Source organism: Klebsiella sp. S69, from assembly GCF_016516145.1.
In the GTDB taxonomy this organism is placed as follows: domain Bacteria; phylum Pseudomonadota; class Gammaproteobacteria; order Enterobacterales; family Enterobacteriaceae; genus Klebsiella; species Klebsiella oxytoca.
Genome location: NZ_JACVUU010000003.1, coordinates 200,747 through 220,280, shown reverse-complemented (window position 1 = coordinate 220,280; position 19,534 = coordinate 200,747). Strand labels below are relative to the sequence as shown.

Here is a 19,534-nt window from a genome sequence, read left to right as displayed (position 1 = left end):
GTGGTTATCAACCTTCCGATTATCTTGTATGATGGCGAACAATTATCGTCTCACTTTTAAAGGTGGCCAGGTGCTTGATCTAAAGCTAAGAGAAGTGAATAACAATCTGTCCGCCAAAGAGCGTCTTGTCGCCGACTATATTCTGGCGAATAAGCCGCTGCTAAAAAGCATGAGCATTCAGACCCTGGCCAAAGCGAATGATGTCAGCACCACAACCATCCTGCGTCTCTGCCACAAACTCGGCTATCAGGGTTTCAGCGATCTTAAAATTGATCTGATCACCTCTTCTGGTCATCCCCAGCACGACAAGGTTTTACAGGAGGATATCAATCTTGATGACTCTGTAGAGAGCGTCAATCATAAAATCCAGCTGATTGAAAAATCCTCCATTGATGAGACCCATGCCATCGTGAATATCGAACAGCTAGAGCTGGCGATAGCGCTGATCAGGAAGAGTAATAAGATCGTGATTTACGGTGCCGGCAGCAGCGGACTCGTCGGTAAAGAGCTGGAGTATCAGCTCATCAAAATAAAGAAAGACGTGAGCTGTCACGCGGATTACAGTATTCAGTACAGCATCGTCAATACGCTGGATGAGCATGACCTGGTGATTATTCTCTCCCATTCCGGCGAAAACCTGGAAAGCGTTAAGCTGCTGACCATGGCTCAGCAGCTGGGCGTTCCGTCAATTGCTATCACCAAAATGGGGCAAAGCCGCATCTCTGCTCTCGCTACCGTTCTGTTACACACCATCACCAGCGAAAGCGTATCTCGCCTGATCCCTATCCGTTCAAAAATGTCGCAGCTCTCGGTTATCAATATGCTGGTGACGAATCTCTTTATTCAGCAATACGACGATCGCCTGCTGAAACAAACCCAAAACCGCGCCCAGCGTTTCTACAATCAGAATCACAAATCCTGACGAATAACGCGCTCCAGCCTCCTGCCCTTGCCGTGCCTGCGGCGCCGTAAACCCAACACGGCGCCGAATAACTGAAGAGTGATCACCCTCGCAGAATGAATAAATGGGACTTCTGTCCTGTGTATTCCCTCACCTTAAAGTAATACTATTACTAACATAGAAACAATAAATAGTAACAATGTCACTCAATGTCAGCCCGGGAGAACGTATGCAAACTGAAATTCCTGTCATTCTGGTCAGCCACGGTCCTTTTGCCCAGGGGGCGCTTTCCTGTGCGGAAATGCTTATCGGTGAACAGCGCAACGTGTCGGTGATTTCGCTGCAGCCTGAGGCCAATATCAGCGATGTGCGCGCCACGCTGCTCGAGACCTATCTCTCGGTCAATAAGGGAAACGGCGTGGTGATACTGGTCGATATGATGGGCGGTTCGCCATGCAACCTGGCGAGCGAGCTCTTTTTGACCTATCCGGACATCCTGCTGTTCTGCGGGTTCAATATCCCGACGCTGCTGGAAGTGCTCAGCAATCGTGATTTACCGCGCGATGAGATTGCAACAATTATTGAAGACGTTTTCCCGGGTAGCTGTTTTAACGTCGGAAAAACGTTACACGCTGAATACACACAATCGACCGATCTGTAGGGGAAATAAATATGCCGATTAATCTCGCAAGAATTGATGACCGTCTGATTCACGGCCAGGTAATTACCACGTGGGTAAAAAACCACGATATCGAACAAGTGCTCATCATCAACGATAAAGTCGCTGGCGACAAAATCCAGCAATCGGTTTTAACCATGTCCGCGCCGCCCGAATTAAAGGTACAGGTATTCGGCGTGCAGAAATTTATCGAAATCCTGCAAAAAACGGAAATTAAAAGACGCACCATGCTGCTGTTCACTAACAGTATTGATGTAAACACGCTCGTTGAAAACGGGGTGAAAATCGACAAACTCAACGTCGGCGGCATGCGAATGCAGGAAGGCAGAAAGAGTCTTTCCCGCGCCGTCGCGGTAACGCCGGAAGAAGAACAAGCCTTTAAATCGCTCATAGCCAGGAATATACCGGTGGAAATACAGATGGTGCCCAAAGATCCGGTAGTTGATCTGCAAACGTTAATTTAACGCCAGCGCGTATGACGACTTTTAAAACAGGGAATACTCTATGTTAATTGAAGCTTTTCTGGTCGCCATCTGGGCAGGGATCTGCTCACTGGACGACGTCGGGCCGCAGATGCTGCGTCGCCCGCTTCTGACGGGAACCGTTGCTGGAATTATTATGGGCGATACGGTTCAGGGGCTGGCGATCGCCGCCACGCTGGAGCTGATGTGGATGGGGATCGGCAACGTCGGGGCCTATTCCGCGCCCGACATTATTGCCGGATCAATCATCGGCGTCGCTCTGGGCATTTCCTCCAAAGGCGGTATCGCTGCGGGCATCGCCCTCGCCGTCCCGGTGTCGATACTCTGCCAGCAGCTTCTTATCATCTGGCGCTCTTTCGCCAGTTTCCTGAACGTATGGGCGGAGAAGTCCATTCAGGAGGGTGACTATGGTAAGCTGCTGAAAGTCCATTATTTCTCTACGCCGCTGTGGTTTCTGATCCGCGCCGTCCCCTGCTTCCTGGCCGTCTATTTTGGCGGGGAGCTGGTGGGTCGGATTCTGGCCGCCATCCCGGAAAGTATTCTGACCGGTATGGGCGTTGCCGCCAAAATGATCCCGGCTATCGGCGTCTGTATCCTCCTCTTAATGCTGCTGAAAGGCCGGATGTGGTTCTTCTTTCTGCTTGGCTTCATGCTCACCACCTATCTGAAGCTGCCGATCATTCCCATTACCTTTATCGCTCTGGCTTTTGCCGTGCTCTATGACATGGCCTACAGCAATGGTCAGAAGGCCGAGAGTTCACCTGCGGAAAAAGAGCAGCAGTCCACTACCGACACTGAAGAAGGATATGACTTATGAGCGATATCGCCTCTTATCGGGTGGCCGAAACCGCAACCCAGGACAAAAAACTGACTAAGCAGGATCTAAACCGTATTTTCTGGAATATCCAGTCAATGTCCTTTTCTTATAATTATGAGAAGTTACAAACCATCGGCTTTGCGCATTGCATGATCCCGGTGCTTGAGCGACTCTACGCTGATGCCGATAAAGCAACGCGCATTAAAGCCATGAAGCGCCACCTTGAGTTTTACAACTCACAGGTGAATACCGGCGCGCTGATCCTTGGCGTCACCGCCGCGCTGGAGGAAAAAACCTCGGAAGAAGAAAAAGAAGCCGTGGTGTCGGTAAAAGCCGGGCTAATGGGCCCCTTTGCCGGTCTTGGGGATAGCTTACTCAAATTTACCTGGCTGCCAATCTGCGGCAGTATCGGGGCGGCCTTTGCGCTTCAGGGCAATATTATTGGCCCTCTTCTGATGTTCATCCTGTTTAATATCGTTAACGTCGGCTCTAAATATTTCTTTATCCACTATGGCTATAACAAGGGCGTAGACTTAATCGAGCAGTCGAAAAACTCGAACATTATCCAGCGTATCTCCAACATCGCCAACGTGGTCGGCGTGATGGTGCTGGGGTCGTTAATAGCGACAACCGTGAAAATATCAACTCCGCTGGTTATTGCGGTTGGCGAGCAGTCGATAAAAGTGCAGGAGATGTTCGATAAAGTTATTCCTAACTTGCTGACCCTGCTATTTGCGCTGGGTATCTTTTTCCTCGTCAAAAAATTTAAGGGCAAACATACCGTCGCGCTCATCATCGGCATGATGTGCATCGGCGTCATTTGTTCGATGTTGGGGATTTTAAATTAAGGGAAGATGTATGAATGAAACACCGCAGTTTTCCGTTATTCGTCATAATCATACGCAGCTTGAAATTCATTTTTCCAAAGCATTAGATAACGCCACGCTCTACTGGACGCGAGACCGCGATATTCACACCGCCGAGCGTAACTTGATTACCGATCGTATCTCAGGTCCGGTATATTTTGATGACCCTTTGCAGGCGCGGCAGCGTATCTATTTTATTGTGGAACATGCGCAAAATTCATGGTTGTTTGGCGAAAGAACCCTGCCGATATCCGGTATAAATAATTTCAGGGATATCGGAGGATATCGCGGTGCAGGCGGCAAAAGTGTTAAATGGGGCCTGCTCTATCGCTCCAACCATCTGTATAATTTGACGCCGCAGGCTCAGGCCTACCTGGAAGACCTGGAGATAAAAACCATTATTGATTACCGCAGCGCCAACGAAATCGCGAAAAGCCCCAACGGCTTTATCGGTGAAAATAAGACCTTCCACCTGGATGCCACGGCGCAAACCGCAGAGCTGGCGGCCCAGTTTGCCGCCGAACCCAGCAATGAGGATCGCGCGCTGATCGAGAGCGTTATACGCGATATACCGGCGGAACTGATTAACGGTCAGGGAGGCCAGGTCATTGAGCAGTACAGGCATTTTGTACTCAGCGACAAGTCAAAAAAAGCCTTTAAGGCAATGATTAACGTCCTGCTTGACCCGGGCAATGCGCCGAATATTCAGCATTGTCGTGGGGGCAAAGATCGCACCGGCTATGGCGCTTTATTGATACTCTCCATGCTTGGCGTTTCTGAACAGGATATTATCGCCGACTACATGCTGACCGGCGCAAACCGCCTGGCGCGAAATAATGTGAAGATGACCGCCTATCGACAAATTACCGATAATCAGGATGTACTCGATTACTTACTTACCCTGATCGATACCCGGGAGGCATTTATCGTTGAAACACTGAACACCATGAAGGCACTCTCCGGCAGCGTTAATGCTTATATTAAAAATGAGCTTGGCTTTACCGACGCTGACTTTATTAAAATGCAGGAAAACTATTTACAGTAGTCCCTCGCGCTAACTGGAAAAACTGGTAGAAATAAGCCTCCAGTTCAGGCTGGAGGCCTGGTTGTGTCTGTCAGTTAACCATCATGAACAGGACGCTGCCGCCGGGTCCACAATCGGTTTATTCACCATAAAGAAGTAAACCAGCGAAGCCATAAAAGCGATGACCGAAGAGGCCACCAGCGCCAGGGTAAATGAGCCGGTATTATCCAGAATCATTCCGGTAATAATTGGTGCAAACGACCCTCCGATAAAACCGCCGAAGTTCTGAATGCCGCTCACCGAGGTTATCAGCCGTGACGGTACCGACACCAGGATCAGTCCCCATGCCGAGGTACCGGCAAAGTGAATGGAGAAGAGCGCCATACTAATGCAGGCGACCGCCATAAACGTACTGTCAGTATAAGCGGCGGGGAGCGTAAAGCCGGCAGCGCAAAGCAGGCCAAGGCAGATCATCCATTTACGGCTCTTCATTTTATCCGCGCCGCGCTTCATCACCCAGTCGGCTACGGCGCCGTTAACCAGCATACCGGCAGCGCCAAACAGGAACGGAATAGCCGCTACCCAACCGGTTTTTTCCAGGCTCAGGCCGCGGGACATTTCGAGATAAGAAGGCAGCCAGGTGAGGAATAACCAAACCATGTAGCCGACGCCGTTGAAACCGATGATCATTCCCCACATCGATTTTTGCTTAAACAGACCGGCCCAATCCTTCAGGGTCACCTTTTCCTTGCTGGAAGGAGGCGTCTCCTCTTCCAGGTGCGCGATGTCTTCTGCCGACAGGCCGGCATCTTCCCGGTTGCGATAGAACATAAACCAGAGGATAGAAAGAATAATACCGCTCACCCCGATGATGATGAACATCATGCGCCAGCCGAAAGCCAGCATCATGGCGATCAGCAGCGGCGGCGCCAGCGCCTGCGCCAGAGTTGATGACATATTCACAATCCCCATCGGCACGCCGCGCTGACGGATGTTATACCAGTCATTAACGACTTTTACGCCGGTAGGCAGGTGCGGCGACTCCCCTATGCCGAGAACGATACGGGCGACAATCATCTGGCTGAAGGAGCCGACAAACCCCAGCGCGGTCTGAGCTGCGGACCACAGGAAGATACCAAAGCCATACACCTTTTTAACGCCGAACCGTTCCATCACCATGCCAATCGGCAGCTGGCACAGCGCATAGCCAAAGGAGAATACCGAGAGCAACAATCCCATTTCCGTTGCCGTCAACCCCATCTCTTCACGGATAGTGGTATTGGCAATCGAAAGTGAGGTTCTGTCGAGGAAGTTAATAATACCCGCCACGAGCAAAAACAATAATGCCATGATTTGCAAACGCTTCAGGCGAGAGCTTGCTTGACTGGACATATATTATCCTTTTGTAATGTTAACCACGGCAGCATTCTGCACGGCGCAGAATAATGCCGTCACAGGGACCCGGATATATTCCCGGAGGAAAGATAAATGTTAAATACTAAATAAGTTTAATCTTTAATTTCAAAAATAAGCTCAATTTCAACGGGCGTATTAAAAGGCAGCGTGTTGGTACCAATTGCTGAACGCGCATGTTTACCCGCTTCACCAAATATTGCGATCAGTAAATCCGAAGCGCTATTCATCACCAACGGCTGGTCTTTGAAAACGTCTGCACTCTGCACGAAACCGAGCATTTTAACGCAGCCAGCCACGCGATTGAGATCGCCCAGATAGCTTTTCAGGGACGAGAGAATATTGATGATGCACTGGCGCGCGGCAGCCTGCCCCTGCTCTATCGTGAGTTCCCTGCCGAGGGTTCCTTGATAAAGTAATTCCCCGTTGACCCGACAGTCATTACCTGACGAGTACAATAAATTTCCCGTCTGTTTAATGGGCACATAAGAAAATTTAGGCGGTACAGGCGCGCTGAGCACTATACCCAATTCGGTTAATCGCTGTTCAATATTCATGGTAATTCTCTGATATTTATTTGAGTAAAGATAATGCCAGTGCGGTATATATTTGCGCGGCCTGATGCAGCTCTTCGATTTTGACATATTCATCTTTGACGTGCGCCTGAGCTAAATCACCGGGGCCGAGAATGATGGTCGGGATCTGGCAGCCTACGGAGAAGAACGGCGCTTCACAGGTGGCATCGAAAATCGTTTTTTTGGCCGCGCCGGTGAGCGTTTCTACCGTCTGAAAAGCGGCTTCCACCAGCGGATGCGTCTCTGCAATAGACGAGGCCGGAATATACAGATAGTTTTCGAGGTCGTAGTCGTGCTGCGGTTTTAGTCCTGAGTCGCTAAGCGATCTTTGCAGGCTTTCGTTAATTTCATTACGTCTTTCTTCCGGCAGCACCCTGCGGTCGATTTCAATAACGCAAGATTGCGGGACAATATTCGGCGCGCTGCCGCCGGTAATGGTGGTCACCAGCATAGAGGCGTTGCCCAGTAAATCGTGATGCTTTTGCTTCACCTGCTGACACTCTGCCAGCACCCCCGGCAGGAGCCGCGCCATTTTGTCGATGGCACTGTCCGGATTACGCGTCTTTGCCGCATGACCGGCGGTGCCGTGCGTGGTCAAGCGGGTTCGGCTCACCCCTTTATGCGCCACGCAGACCTCCAGCGAGGTCGGCTCGCCGATAACGGCGTAATCTGCCTCGACGCCCTGCGCCACAAAATGTTCCATCCCCAGGTTGACGCGCTCTTCATCAACGTTGAACAGTAAAACGATTTCACCGTTGAACGCGTACTGACGTCGCTGAATCAGGATCGCCGCGTACATCATTGCCGCAACGCCGGATTTCATATCTGCCGCCCCGCGGCCAATAATACGGTCTCCATCAATGACGGCGGCAAAGGGATCCACCGACCACCCTGCGCCGCATGGCACCACGTCAGAGTGTCCGTTGAGGATCAGCCGCTTACCTGGCCGCTGCCCTTTGAGTCGGGCAATCACGTTCGGCCGCTCAGCTACCGCCTCCTGTACTTCAACGTCAATGCCTTCGCCGCGTAATACATCAGCAATGAACAGCGCGACCGCTTTTTCATTGCCCGGCGGGTTTTCCGACGGGTGCTGTATCAGGCTGCACAGGAGCGTAGTCAACTCCTGCCGTTCATCGGCAGTTAATTCAATATCGGTCATAATAATATTCTCAGTTAATTAATAACTTTTGCCGCGGGCGTCGATAGTTATCGTTTCGCTCAATATTCCGTTACGGAAGGCATATATTTCATCGACAAGATTTGCGACCACACAGCAGTGGTTGGGAATAATATGCAGCCGATCGCCAATAGCGAGCGATACTTTTTCCGGGTCATAGCGCAGATAGCCATGTTCTTCATTAAGCTTAACCAGCGCGACGTCCGGATGTTCCTGAATCAATCCGTAAGAACCGGGCGACGCGGAAAGATCGGAGGTCAGCGATTTTGTACCGGCATCCAGCGTGGCGTAGCCCGGCAGCGGGATACTGACAACCGTCGCACAGATGGTCAACGCGCAGTCGGCGGCGGTGTAAATCCCGCCGTTAATCGCGTTCATATCGCCAAAAATAAAATTTCCGGCGCGGGATTCGGTTATTCCGCTGAGCTCATCGGCATAAAAAGAAGAGAGCGTTGAGCCGCCGGATAAAACGTCAATATGAAAACCATGCGCATTAAGAAGATCCCGACTGGTCATCAGCAGAGCGGCTTCTTCGCGCGCCGCGCGGCGGATATCCTGCTCATTGTGGTATTGATGAATAGTCCCGGCATAGGTAAATACCCCGCGAACCCTTAACCCCGGAAGCGCCGCCACCTCACGGGCGAACGTCAGCAATTGATCCGGCTGTACTCCTTCGCGGTGGGCACCGAAATCAATGGCAATATCGATGTCAAACGTCAGGCCATGCCTCAGCGCAGCGCGTGAGAGCCCCTGTGCGCCAGCCAGGCTGTCGACAATGGTTCGCATGGTAATCTTGCGCGCCAGTTCAGCATAGCGCTCACATTTGTCATCACCAATCAGCGGATAGGCCAGCAGAATTGAGGTAATTCCGCCCGCAGCCATCACTTCCGCTTCAGATAGCTTAGCGCAGGTAATTCCACTCGCCCCCAGCGCCTGCTCGAGCTGAGCCAGGCGTACAGATTTATGGGTTTTAATATGCGGCCAGTGTTGAATATTATGGCGAGCCAGTCCGGAGGTCATGGCGATAATATTCCTCTGCATAATATCCATATCCAGCGCAACATAAGGTGTGGTTAACATTTTTCCTCCTGACGGCTAGCCGTCACTTGTTGGGTTTTCCCCTCTGACCTCTCCCAGGTAGGCATAGAGGGTATATTTCGAAATGTTCAGAAATTCGCAGATTTTTTCTCCGGACTTTTTAATAAGGAAAACGCCCTTGTCATCGAAAAATTTAATCGCGTTGAGTTTATCCTGCTTAGACATATTGGCGACAGGGACATCAATAATTCCCATACACTCGGCAATCAGGTAATCAAGTAGTTCATTGACGTCTTTAACAAATACCTCATTAACGTCCTCTTTTTTAGCGGCGCTACTATCCGAATGACCGGCCAGTTTACTGAGCGTTTTTTCCGCCTGTACAATATCGCTAATGTCGAGGTTGATACAAAGTGCGCCTATAACCTGTTTATTGCTGTTACGTATATAAATGGAGGTGGAGCGTAGCGTTTTACCCTCACGGGTGCGCGTAACGTAGTTATGCCTGTCGCCGTTGACATCCGTTCCCCGCAGCACTTCCAGCCCCAGGTTGCTGCTGGGATCGCCCACTTTCCGGCCGGTGACATGGCCATTAATAATCGCGATAATACTGCTTTCCAGCCCCTGGGAGTGGTCGTGCAGGACCACTTCACAGTTGTCACCGAACTGATTTGCTATCCCTTCCATCATCGGAATAAAGACGTCTAAATTCTGCTGTATGTTTTCCATGTCGACCTGAATTTATGTTAGATAACCAAACTTTTTGTTATGTATACCTGCATCAGCAGAAATTCAGCAATATGAATCTGAACAAAAAGTGATCGACAACACACTTATTTCTGACTTTTTGTTTGGAGAGAGGTCTGAATCATACTTTTTGTCTGGTGGTCAGGAGGGTAACGGATCGTGCGGGTCAGGAGCCCTGCGGCTCCTGTGCTATTTTTCGTACGTCAGGATAACCGGCAGTAAAGGGCATGCCTGTTCGTGCAAAAAAATCTGGCCTGAATATAAACAACTCGCTATTCTGAAATGCTTTGTATTTTTTGTGAACAGGAAAAAGTATGCTAAGTACGTTACCCGATTTACACAGAAGTTTTGCAGAGCAACTCAAGCTTAAGTTTCAGTCTGACTCGCGGATTCACTCCCTTCTCGCTGGCGGCTCGATTATTCATGGCGGATTTGATCAATACTCCGATCTCGATTTTATCGTTGTCGTAGACCCTGGCTATTATGACGAAGTCATGGCGCAGCGTAGGGAGCTCGCCGGAACATTAGGCCATCTGTTACATGCTTTCACCGGGGAACATGTCGGAGAACCCCGCCTGCTTATATGCCTGTATGGACCTGAACTCCTCCATGTCGATCTAAAATTTGTCACCCTGGAAATGCTCACTCAACGCGTTGAGGAGCCAGCAGTATTATTTACTCGTGATAACACGGCTCTGGAGCGACAACGGGTAAAATCCAGTGCTCACTGGCCCAACATGACGCCGGAGTGGTTTGAGTCGCGAGCCTGGATCTGGCTTCACTATGCAGTGGTTAAGCTGGGAAGAGGCGAACTGTTCGAAGCGATAGGTATGCTGGCATTCTTTCGAGAGCAGGTTCTGGGACCTATGCTGTATCGTCGGGCAAATCTACCGCAACGTGGGGTTCGCCGCATTGAATTCCACAGCATTGATCCTGACGGCCTGCTGACCTCCACGCTGGCAACGCACGATCGTGACTCCGTCAGCGTTGCCATCAGAATGGCTGTTGAAGCTTATATCAATCTGCGAGCTGATGCTCTGCCTGAAAATATCGCAGACGACGCGACACGTTGGGCGGTCCTTGCCATGCTGAGAAAGGTTTCTGACCAGGGTTAAATTTATCCTTCCGGTCGCTTACACGGCCGGAGTAAAGGTATCCTGCACAATTTTGCCGGCTTCCCCGCTTACATCCCTGGCGGGTTGAGCAGGTGCAGGAGAGAAACTCCGGTGTGCCGGTTTGAGAGGACTCATCATTAAATAGCCTCCTGATTTGCTAAGAGCCTTAGTGACAGGCTCTTAGAGGCAATTTTGCTGATTAATGCTTTACTCGCTTTATGGGTCAGGGATGGGAAGAGCACTGCCGTAGCAATTGCTTACAGAGAAGAAATCCATCCAAAGTAATTGTACAAAAATTCCACAAATTGAAATTTCATGCGTTTACGCGTTATGGCTAACTTGCTAGTTTCCAGCGTAGAGTATGACTTCGCCCCTTCCCGGTTTTGATGCTTACTACGGCCCCCGCCATCTCCATTTGGCATAATAAATAGCGCATACTATAAATGCTAATATCCATTTCGTTTGCAATCTCACGCGTCGTTAGCCAGACATCGCCCTCAGACTCGCTTATATGCAAACGGCGCATCATCAGACGTTTCATGCTTTGCAATACGCGGTGTTTATCGTCGTTACCTTCGACTGGGTTAGCAATTTTTTTGGTTTGCCATATAACCCCTTCCTCATTAAGTTTCTGTTCGTATTGATTAACAATATCAGAATACTTTTCAGAGACGGATCTGGACCCCAGCCACAGTGCGAAGTCACTATATTTATTTATATTAAGCTTACGCATAATTGAACGACGATAGCTGCTGAGTGCTTTAATTGTACAACCCATTTTTTGTGATATGGCGTAATGCCCTAACCCCTGACTTAAATAACCCAGCATCAATTTTTCTCGCCATGCCAGCTGGTAGGGCCCTGGGCAATTGGCGCAATTTGGTTTACGTAAATCCGGAGGGCCGCACATTAAATCGGCGAAAAATAAATTAAATAACTTCCTACGGATAGTGGCAACTGAGTTTCTCATAGTGATAACGGCGCTGACGACCGGACAAACAATATTACGATCATAGTGCTCACTGTGAGGGTATACGCTCAACCATTTTTTACTCAACATCATAAATTTATACTCATTTTTCATACGAAAATCGTCACATCCCACCCAGTCGAATACTTTCTCTCCCGGTGAATGTATTTGTACTATCAGATCGGCCGCCATAGGTTCGTTAACCTTTGAAATGATGATTTTGCCGTGGTACTCCTCTTCAAAAAGTTCTTTCAAAAGGAATATAATCCCCATAGAAAAATAATTATCCGTAGTTGCAATATGCACAGGTAAATATGTTTTTTCGACAAAAGATACCATTTCGAACCTCCTTTGACATTCATTTAAAACATTCCATTAACACATACCCAACCTTATATAATTATACAGTTGAATGAGAAAAAACACTCTACAGTAGGTTGGTAATATATTAAAAGAAGCGTAAATTATTAATTTCCAAACTTACATTGGCTGTTGTTTTTGTACGCGAATATACCAGTGCTCTACATAGGAACCATATTCACTTGGATCACCATATTCATTGACTTTGACTGCTAATTCAGCTTCGCCATTCAAGCGCGTGTTTTCAACAACGACCTGCAACCAAGTCGGCAGATTGGTTAATTTTTCTTGTAGTATCAGACCTGAAATATCGGAGTCCGCAATCAATGTTCCGTCAGTGAAGCGACGTGTAAATGAAATAGTTAATTCATCTTCCGACTCATTATCCGGTAATAACGCTTCACCGCTATGGAGAACCCTGAACCAGGCTTCCTTATCGGCTACCAGCGTACCATCCTGCTTAATAAAGTTCTGCAACCACTCGCTATCGCGCGCCTCCTTATCCTTAAGGTTTTTTTGAATAGCGTTAGCAACACGCTGATTAGCCCTGTTTAGGTGTTGCTCGAAGGCCGCCTGAGACAGGCGGCGCTCACCGCGTAATGTTTCCGTTATTCCAGCCAGAAATACGGTCCGGTCAACCGTTACGCCTTGCTCACTTCGTTGTTCAAGCAGCGTAATAATGTCAATACCCATTGCCATGCCGGCCGCAAAATCCTCCAATTCAGGTTCACTTGTAGGCAGCGGAGGATATTTAGCATCCTTCAGGTTTTTTTGCATTTTCTGAGTTAACACCTGCCACTGTGCGTTTCTTTCTTCCAGTTGAGCAACTCGCTTAATCAGAGAAAGGCGCTCTTTCTCAGCGCTCCTCAATCCAGCAATCTCACTTTCATTGCGCGCTAGCTTTTCGCTAATGCGTTTAACTTTATCCTTCTGCGCCAGGTATAATTCCTTTATTTCCTTCTCTGATGGCGTGAAGGAAATATGTTGTATCAACGATTTCAACCACCTGCCTGAAGTACGTTCATCGGGGAATTTAACCAAACTCTCTGTTTCTATTTCCCTCGCCCCGATTACGTCTTTTTTACGGTCTTTCGGCTGAACTACAGGCGTATTTTTAACTTTCTCTTCAACCGCCCTGTTGTTAGCCGGAACCGTTTTGGCTTTAACCGGAGCGGATAATCTGGGATTAGGCTTATCTTTAACAGGCCTAACCCGCTGCATTTCTGGCTTTGGATGCGATACAGGACGTTTCTCTCCCTGTGTCTGCGGTTGCGCGAGGGATTTATTTTCTCCCTCACGCTGTGTCCAGTCCCGGGCATAATTCAAAACATCAGGCTGAGCGCAAGGAACCATCGCGATACCAAGAATGAAGACTGTCGCTTTCCCTGCCCGATGACTCATTCGACCTTATCTCCTGTTGGTTTGTCTGCCAGACTATTAAGCATTTCCCCACGGATCTCTGAACATAGTTTTACCGCCTGGAACTTATACAAAGCATCAATGGCATTACGCGTTTCTGGATTTACAGCGTTGCGAACGGTGGTATATCCTGACGCGCCATGCATAACTCGCTCAAAGCGATCCTTTAATTCGGAATACCTGAGTTGATTAACCGAACCCAACGCACTTAGCTCTTTTTCGCACTGCACCATATCAACCTCACCCTCTGAATTTGTCGGCGGCGAAACTGCCTCTCCTGACGAGGTGACCAGCGACGGTGTTTTTTTAGGGACACAGCCGGTTATAAAAAAACCGGCAATGATAACTGCAATGAAACCTGATTTAATCATTATATTATTAACTCCAGAATTATCCCCGCCGCCGCACTCATTATCAGAGCAGTAAAAACCTTCTACTAAATGCGACGATGATGAATATACTATTCTATTGACCCAGAAATAAATTAGCGGGCATTGTTATATCTTATAAATAATTTACAGCCAATATCCCGGCACCACTAATTGATCCCGTACTGGTAGGCGTTCCACTGAGAGTCACCGTAATATTTAACGTATTTGTTGTACCCGTTGATACCCTATTGGTTTGTAGTGCCTGATTATTAGCACTTACCGTAGCGGTGATGCCTCGACCTAAATCAAGACTATTTCTTCCGGCGGTAGAGACATTACTCAGATATAAATTATAAGTCACACCGGCATCGCTACAGGCCATCACCGCGCTTTTCGTCATCGACTGCCCCGAGACTGAGGCTGGCGCCATATCACCAAAAGCAAAAGTCAACGCGCTGGTGCTCATGCCACACCATTCCGGATCGGGCTGTGGGTCCACAGTCCCCGGGAATCCTGGCTGGCAAGGTTCCGCTAATCCAGGAGCAAAAACAGTATAGAAATCACCGGTGCTCGGGTTTATTGCCCCAAAAATCAGGCATGGCGGTGCGTGAGCAGGGTACGAAGAGGGCAACGCCACGCTTGCGGTACCGGAGAAACCATATTTCTGAAAGAATCGAGCGGCCATTGTCTGATGCGTACAATAAAACGGATTATCAGTACAGTAATCCGTTGTAGTTCCACCAGAAACTGTACGCACAGGATCGGTATTGCTGACAGTTAAAATAGGAGTCATGGTTCCCCCGCCGAACCAGTGACCGTTCATCGATGTCGACCAGCCATAAATCATATATAGCCCCCAGGTAGCAGCCCGGGTGCTCTCTATTGAAGCGTAAGTCTGCGCACTTAAATCACTAGCCCAGTTAACCGATACCGAACCACCGTTTGCCTGGAGCGATTGTACCGTCGGGCATCCTCCCCCCTGATTGCCAAAGGCATTACAATCCGCCGCCGAAGCAGATTCAGACCATAGCAGAGCATTGCCGAGGATGATCCCCGCCGCCAGTATTAATCTTTTTAACTTTCTCTTTTCCATAAGCACCCTACCGCGTTAAATAGTATTCCGACCACGGGACTCCGTTACAAATATTCCGCCTTCAAGGTCACCGTCGCCTCGAACGGCCCTTCAGCCAACTCAATATTCGGCCTTTGCACCAACAATGCTTCGATTTTTGGTATCGCCGAAAGGCTGATTTCTATCGGCAAATCAAACTGAAAAGGTTGGCCGTCACGTAGGATCTTCACGCCAAGATTGCCAATATTGCCCATCGATGTCGCAACCGTCGCGCGATCGGTCGTATCAAATGTCGCCAGAGTTCCCCGTACGCTAAGCATCAGTTTCCAATCTTTCCCGGCGGTGCTGTCACAGACCAGGTTGTACGGTACATCCTTACGATAAACGCCATCACTGACCTTCTTGATCGACAGACGATCGCCAAAAGGTACATGAATGGTTTTATCGTTGTCGATCGAGCACGGCGGCGGATTAACCAGCGTTCCTTTAAAAATGATGTCTGCCTCGTTGGCCGCCATCGCCGGGCTGACGCCAACCAACAGGATTTCCAGTAAAAGTGCGGCTGTCATTAGCTGACGCATTAGATAATCCTCATTGATAACTAAACACCATGGTCGCCGAACCATTAAACGCCCCGTTTGGCAGCGTCGCGCTGGTCTGCTTCACCGGTACCGCATAGAGCGCCGGTGGGCTATTGGCAGCATAGGTAAAATTCAGCGTCCCAGAATTGGGGACGATAACGGCTTTACCAGCGCCATAGACCTGTATACCGAGGCCGGTCACATCGGTCATATACAGCTGGCTGTCAAATGACGCTCCGGTGCCTTTGATATTGATTTTTAGCGTGTTACGAATTAAATTTGCGCAGCTCAACGTATAGACAATCGGCGTTTCATAGTTCGATCCGTCGATACGCGTCGTCAGCACTTCACCGAAATCCACCACAATCTGCTGATTGTTATTAATCACACAATCTGGCTCGACAATGTTGCCGGTGATAGTCAACGTAGTTGTCCCACCGTCAGATGCCAGGCTATATGGTGATGAGGCAATCAGGCAGCATAAAGCCGCAAGGCGCCCTAATTTCCCAATTTTCACGTTTGGCCTCCGGTCAGCTTTCAGGCGTGATAACCGGCAGCGCCTTACAGACGAAACCGGTACACTGGAATGGCAGCAAACGTAAGCTACCGTAATCATTAACAAAAACCAGAACTGGCGTTGCGCCCAGGTCAGATGCGCCTACGTTCAGCGTCGCCTGGGCCTTTGGCGCCACCATTACCGGTTCAAAGCCTTCCTTGCCCTTCCCCTTCACGGCGCTGCGGCCTTCGACAAACGTCAGGTGGTACGGCGTCGGGTTATTCAGCGTATAGTTGTTGCCATTTTTGGCCAGCGTCACGTTCTGAATGCCGGGAAAGGATTCGGATTTCGCATCGACCTTTATAGAAGCCGGACGCCAGAAAATTTTCAGCCGGGTCTGCAGCGCCAGCGTTAAGACATTTGGCTTATCGCTGCGCGGTGGAATTTCGCGTAAGTTGAACCAGAACACGCTCTCCCTGTCTTTCGGCAGCTTGCTGACATCCGGTAGCACCTGAACGCGCACCGCGCTTTTGGCTCCGGCTTCGATACGCTGCACCGGCGGCAGAACCATTAATGGGCTCGTCACTTTAGTTTCTGCTTCATCCTCTATCCAGGTCTGCGCCAGATAGGGTTCCTGAGTATTACGATTCGTCACGCTCATGCTGACGCTTTTGTCACCTTCATTAACGATCACTCGTGAACGGCTAACCGTTAACGCCGCCTCTGCGGGTAACAAACAACTCGCCGATAACACTGCAACCGTGGCAAAAACGAGTGTTTTCTTCATAACGAGTTACCTCTAGTCGTACTCCAGCAAAAATGTTGTCACGCATTCAAAATCGCCTTCACGCACCCGGCTATGAACCGGCGCGGAGACAAAAGCCTGAAAATTTAAAGTGGTGTCACCCGCAGTCAAAGCGGTCGGCCGCATTTTGGTGTTAGGTAGCACCGGGGTACCATCCGCATCTTCAATGGCGATGGCGATCCCAGCGGCTGTGCCGGTAACCGCGAAAAGTCCGGGCTGATCGACATCCTCCGCGCCCATGAAAGTGACCTCTACTGTGCTTCCCAGCGACAGGTCACAGTTGATGAGCATGATGGAGAAACGCTCGCGTTCACTCAGGTGATATTTAATAAACGTCTTTGACGGTATGTTGCGGAAATCCACAATCTGATCTTCTGAATCAACGTGCAGTTCACACGGATCGGCCACCAGGTTACCGGTGAAGAAGACGTCCGTATCAGCATGCGTGGCCGGAATACTGACCAGCAGCAGCATGGGAAAGCCCACCAGACTTAGCGCTCGCGCTATGTGACTTTTCATTATTCGTACTCCAGGCCGACATTCACTACGCTGCGCCATTCGTTGGCCATCAGCGACGCAGGGAGACGCCACAGCTGCGCCTGAAAAACCAGATCGTTGCGCCCGGGAGCCAGAATCTGCGGCCGACCAGACATACCAGGGCGCAGAAGCTCGCCCCGCTGGTCGCTCAATCGCAGCGCTACCCCTTTCACGCCGCCTTGCACCCGGAAGAACCGGCTATCCGTAGGTTCGACTTCTCCATAAATCGTCATTCTTACGGCGGACTGCCCGTTTAGCAGTAGCGAACCCCGCATTAACTGACGGTCACGCATAAACTGATACTCTCCGGGGCAACGATCTAATTTGATATATATGGCGACTGGCATGGTGACCGAACCGGGACGATCCAGTCCCCAGGCAACGGTACTGCCCAAATCGATCTCTTGCTCCGCCGATTCAGGCAACAATACACACGGAGACGCAACCAGCGTGCCCGTGGCGCGAATACCGCCGTTGAGGCCGTCGGTGTCCCAATTTGCGGCACTAGCCACAGAAACGACTCCGGCTGTTAACAGCCACAGAATCAAGGTGGTACGACCGAATCCATGTTTCATCAGGCATCTCCTGTGTCCAATACCAGCGTCCATCAAGATGCGGGTCTGGCTGCCGCCCGGCAGACGTTACCGTTGCAGCTAAACGGCAAAGTGGGTTTACCGCCAAAGTCGTTAATCGTGGTGACGTGAGGTGCCGTAAAGTGCGAGCTATTCACCATTGCCGTTGATTTTGGCGCGACCATTACCGACTGGAACCCCTTCGCTACGGCCATGTTCGGCGCTGGCGTAATGCCAATCACCGTCATGTAATAAGGCGTCGGATTCTCCACGCGATATCCGCCGTTTACCTTCTGCAGCACCAGCTGGTTATCCCAACGGCTATACTTCTCCGGCAGGATGGCTTTTGGCCGATAGAACAACTTTATTTTGGTGTGCAGCGCTAGCTGCATCACGTTAGGCCGATCGCTTTTCGGCGGAACTTCGCGCACGTTAAAATAAAAAAGGCTCTCTTTATCCTGAGGCAATAACGACGCATCCGGCATTGCATTGATGCGCATAACGCTTTTACTCTTTGCCTCAAGCCGCTGTAGCGGGGGTACCACGACCAACGGACCGCTTATTTTTTTCCCCTGCTCATCCTCGATCCATCCCTGGGCCAGGTACGGCATTGATGCGCTGTCGTTAGTAATGTTCAGGGAAATACTCTTCTCCGAACCGGGAAAAATCGCCCGCGTTCTGTCCAGGGCAATCGCCGCTTCTGCACCATTGAGCAGTCCAGACGTCAGCGTTCCCAGCAGAATAGCCATCACCGTTTTGTTTACTTTCATTCCATCACCATTCACTTTCTCAGCCGCGAGATATCGGTTTGCATGGCAGTAATAGCTGCTGTGCAGGGATGACTCGAGGCAGTACGACTTCACACCGGGCAGAACCGCCCCAGTGCACGGTTAAATGTTCATCCGGGTTAACGCCGGTCAGCCAGGCTAATCCGCCATCGCTGACCATTCCCAGCTCTCGCTCGTTAGTCACGGCTTCAAAATCACCCGGAGTGACATTAGTCACTGACGCAATTTTTTCCAGGTAAGCGCTAAAGCTCAGGGTGTTGTCGCCAATGCCAAGAATGCGTCCGGCAGTCGGCTTATCTAAAGTCACCATCGTGCCTGAGTAATCCTGAATTCGAACGCCTGCGCCAGCAGCCTGACCGGTGATAGCCAGCATGGTCATGTCATTAGGAACGTTACCGCCATTGAAGGTGACAGTGACGGTGTTATACATCGGGTCACCGTTTGAATCCTTCTCGAAGGAGCAGTTTTCCAGTTCAATGTCGAACGGACGAGGAGTAGAGATGCCGCCGTTATCCAAATGCGTATTGGAAATCTGACCCAGTTCGATACGCTGATCGCCGTAGCCATTTTTAATAGAGCATGGAGCATCAATAATCGAACCCCAGAAGGTGACCTTGCCGCTTCCCTGATCGGCCTGAGCTGCGAAAGAGGCGACACCCATAGTGAGAACAACAGCAGATGCAATTTTGCTAATTTTCATAATACATTCCGTTATATTAAAAGTTACTG

General features: G+C 49.8%; 23 protein-coding genes and 1 pseudogene. 7 read left to right on the top strand and 17 right to left on the bottom strand.

The features are described from left to right. Positions 1–70 precede the first annotated feature (70 nt). The 6 genes from IAE27_RS05080 (at position 71) to IAE27_RS05055 (ending at position 4,790) form a co-directional block, all read left to right on the top strand. The gene (locus IAE27_RS05080; RefSeq protein ID WP_032704848.1) at positions 71–922 is read left to right on the top strand and encodes a MurR/RpiR family transcriptional regulator; all 852 of its coding nucleotides are present in this window, start codon (positions 71–73) and stop codon (positions 920–922) included. 208 nt (positions 923–1,130) lie between these two features. Then, positions 1,131–1,562 carry a PTS sugar transporter subunit IIA gene (locus tag IAE27_RS05075; protein ID WP_004102113.1) on the top strand — a complete coding sequence of 144 codons (432 nt, stop codon included), beginning with the start codon at positions 1,131–1,133 and terminating at the stop codon, positions 1,560–1,562. Positions 1,563–1,573: 11 nt separating this feature from the next. Continuing rightward, a complete protein-coding gene (locus IAE27_RS05070) occupies positions 1,574–2,044 on the top strand; it encodes a PTS system mannose/fructose/N-acetylgalactosamine-transporter subunit IIB (RefSeq protein ID WP_004102114.1) in 471 nt (156 codons plus the stop codon). Positions 2,045–2,084: 40 nt separating this feature from the next. Beyond that, the gene (locus IAE27_RS05065; RefSeq protein WP_004102115.1) at positions 2,085–2,879 is read left to right on the top strand and encodes a PTS mannose/fructose/sorbose/N-acetylgalactosamine transporter subunit IIC; all 795 of its coding nucleotides are present in this window, start codon (positions 2,085–2,087) and stop codon (positions 2,877–2,879) included. Continuing rightward, entirely contained in the window at positions 2,876–3,727 is an 852-nt protein-coding gene (locus IAE27_RS05060; protein ID WP_004113118.1) for a PTS system mannose/fructose/sorbose family transporter subunit IID, read from the top strand. The genes IAE27_RS05065 and IAE27_RS05060 overlap by 4 nt, the downstream gene beginning before the upstream one ends. A 10-nt stretch (positions 3,728–3,737) precedes the next feature. Further along, complete coding sequence (locus IAE27_RS05055; RefSeq protein WP_115239561.1) at positions 3,738–4,790, top strand: tyrosine-protein phosphatase; 1,053 nt, start codon at positions 3,738–3,740, stop codon at positions 4,788–4,790. Between the two features lie 81 nt (positions 4,791–4,871). On the opposite strand, the gene IAE27_RS05050 is transcribed toward IAE27_RS05055, so the two are convergent. The 5 genes from IAE27_RS05050 to IAE27_RS05030 all read right to left on the bottom strand — a co-directional run bounded on the left by IAE27_RS05050 (position 4,872) and on the right by IAE27_RS05030 (position 9,701). Continuing rightward, the gene (locus IAE27_RS05050) at positions 4,872–6,161 is read right to left on the bottom strand and encodes an MFS transporter (RefSeq protein WP_004102118.1); all 1,290 of its coding nucleotides are present in this window, start codon (positions 6,159–6,161) and stop codon (positions 4,872–4,874) included. 116 nt (positions 6,162–6,277) lie between these two features. Then, the gene (locus IAE27_RS05045; RefSeq protein WP_017145866.1) at positions 6,278–6,739 is read right to left on the bottom strand and encodes a RidA family protein; all 462 of its coding nucleotides are present in this window, start codon (positions 6,737–6,739) and stop codon (positions 6,278–6,280) included. Between the two features lie 16 nt (positions 6,740–6,755). Beyond that, the gene (locus IAE27_RS05040; protein ID WP_200092073.1) at positions 6,756–7,916 is read right to left on the bottom strand and encodes a M20 family metallopeptidase; all 1,161 of its coding nucleotides are present in this window, start codon (positions 7,914–7,916) and stop codon (positions 6,756–6,758) included. An 18-nt stretch (positions 7,917–7,934) separates the two neighbouring features. After that, on the bottom strand, positions 7,935–9,014 hold the full coding sequence (locus IAE27_RS05035; RefSeq protein ID WP_200092070.1) for an alanine racemase: 1,080 nt from the start codon (positions 9,012–9,014) through the stop codon (positions 7,935–7,937). 15 nt (positions 9,015–9,029) lie between these two features. Beyond that, positions 9,030–9,701 (bottom strand): transcriptional regulator, encoded by a 672-nt coding sequence (locus IAE27_RS05030; RefSeq protein WP_200092068.1) that lies wholly within the window; start codon positions 9,699–9,701, stop codon positions 9,030–9,032. 332 nt (positions 9,702–10,033) lie between these two features. Here IAE27_RS05030 and IAE27_RS05025 point away from each other — a divergent pair, with 332 nt between their 5' ends. Next, the gene (locus tag IAE27_RS05025; RefSeq protein ID WP_200092066.1) at positions 10,034–10,834 is read left to right on the top strand and encodes a nucleotidyltransferase domain-containing protein; all 801 of its coding nucleotides are present in this window, start codon (positions 10,034–10,036) and stop codon (positions 10,832–10,834) included. Positions 10,835–11,168: 334 nt separating this feature from the next. Here IAE27_RS05025 and IAE27_RS05020 read toward each other — a convergent pair whose 3' ends face one another. From IAE27_RS05020 to IAE27_RS04970, 12 genes and pseudogenes are all read right to left on the bottom strand, one after another. Further along, a complete protein-coding gene (locus IAE27_RS05020) occupies positions 11,169–12,143 on the bottom strand; it encodes a LuxR C-terminal-related transcriptional regulator (protein ID WP_016808941.1) in 975 nt (324 codons plus the stop codon). Between the two features lie 141 nt (positions 12,144–12,284). Continuing rightward, complete coding sequence (locus tag IAE27_RS05015) at positions 12,285–13,565, bottom strand: FKBP-type peptidyl-prolyl cis-trans isomerase N-terminal domain-containing protein (RefSeq protein ID WP_154022992.1); 1,281 nt, start codon at positions 13,563–13,565, stop codon at positions 12,285–12,287. Continuing rightward, a complete protein-coding gene (locus tag IAE27_RS05010) occupies positions 13,562–13,954 on the bottom strand; it encodes a hypothetical protein (RefSeq protein ID WP_154022993.1) in 393 nt (130 codons plus the stop codon). Before IAE27_RS05010 ends, IAE27_RS05015 begins: the two co-directional genes overlap by 4 nt. Before the next feature lie 133 nt (positions 13,955–14,087). Further along, a complete protein-coding gene (locus tag IAE27_RS05005) occupies positions 14,088–15,047 on the bottom strand; it encodes a hypothetical protein (protein ID WP_200092064.1) in 960 nt (319 codons plus the stop codon). 44 nt (positions 15,048–15,091) lie between these two features. Further along, positions 15,092–15,607: a fimbrial protein gene (locus IAE27_RS05000; protein ID WP_023329721.1), complete on the bottom strand. Its 516-nt coding sequence runs from the start codon at positions 15,605–15,607 to the stop codon at positions 15,092–15,094. A gap of 10 nt (positions 15,608–15,617) precedes the next feature. Next, positions 15,618–16,124, bottom strand: coding sequence for a fimbrial protein (locus tag IAE27_RS04995; protein WP_023320975.1), 507 nt, complete (start codon positions 16,122–16,124; stop codon positions 15,618–15,620). 13 nt (positions 16,125–16,137) lie between these two features. After that, positions 16,138–16,890 (bottom strand): fimbria/pilus periplasmic chaperone, encoded by a 753-nt coding sequence (locus IAE27_RS04990; RefSeq protein ID WP_200092062.1) that lies wholly within the window; start codon positions 16,888–16,890, stop codon positions 16,138–16,140. A 12-nt stretch (positions 16,891–16,902) separates the two neighbouring features. Further along, a complete protein-coding gene (locus IAE27_RS04985) occupies positions 16,903–17,427 on the bottom strand; it encodes a fimbrial protein (RefSeq protein WP_200092060.1) in 525 nt (174 codons plus the stop codon). After that, positions 17,427–18,020 carry a fimbrial protein gene (locus IAE27_RS04980; RefSeq protein ID WP_070557631.1) on the bottom strand — a complete coding sequence of 198 codons (594 nt, stop codon included), beginning with the start codon at positions 18,018–18,020 and terminating at the stop codon, positions 17,427–17,429. The genes IAE27_RS04985 and IAE27_RS04980 overlap by 1 nt, the downstream gene beginning before the upstream one ends. A gap of 32 nt (positions 18,021–18,052) precedes the next feature. Further along, the gene (locus IAE27_RS04975) at positions 18,053–18,787 is read right to left on the bottom strand and encodes a fimbria/pilus periplasmic chaperone (protein ID WP_016808933.1); all 735 of its coding nucleotides are present in this window, start codon (positions 18,785–18,787) and stop codon (positions 18,053–18,055) included. A 19-nt stretch (positions 18,788–18,806) separates the two neighbouring features. Continuing rightward, positions 18,807–18,989, bottom strand: a complete 183-nt coding sequence (locus tag IAE27_RS29875) for a FimD/PapC C-terminal domain-containing protein (RefSeq protein ID WP_320159730.1) — start codon at positions 18,987–18,989, stop codon at positions 18,807–18,809. Next, positions 18,981–19,505 (bottom strand): annotated as a pseudogene (locus IAE27_RS04970) (fimbrial protein); the annotation flags it as partial. The pseudogene IAE27_RS04970 and the gene IAE27_RS29875, both read right to left, overlap by 9 nt. Positions 19,506–19,534 lie beyond the last annotated feature (29 nt).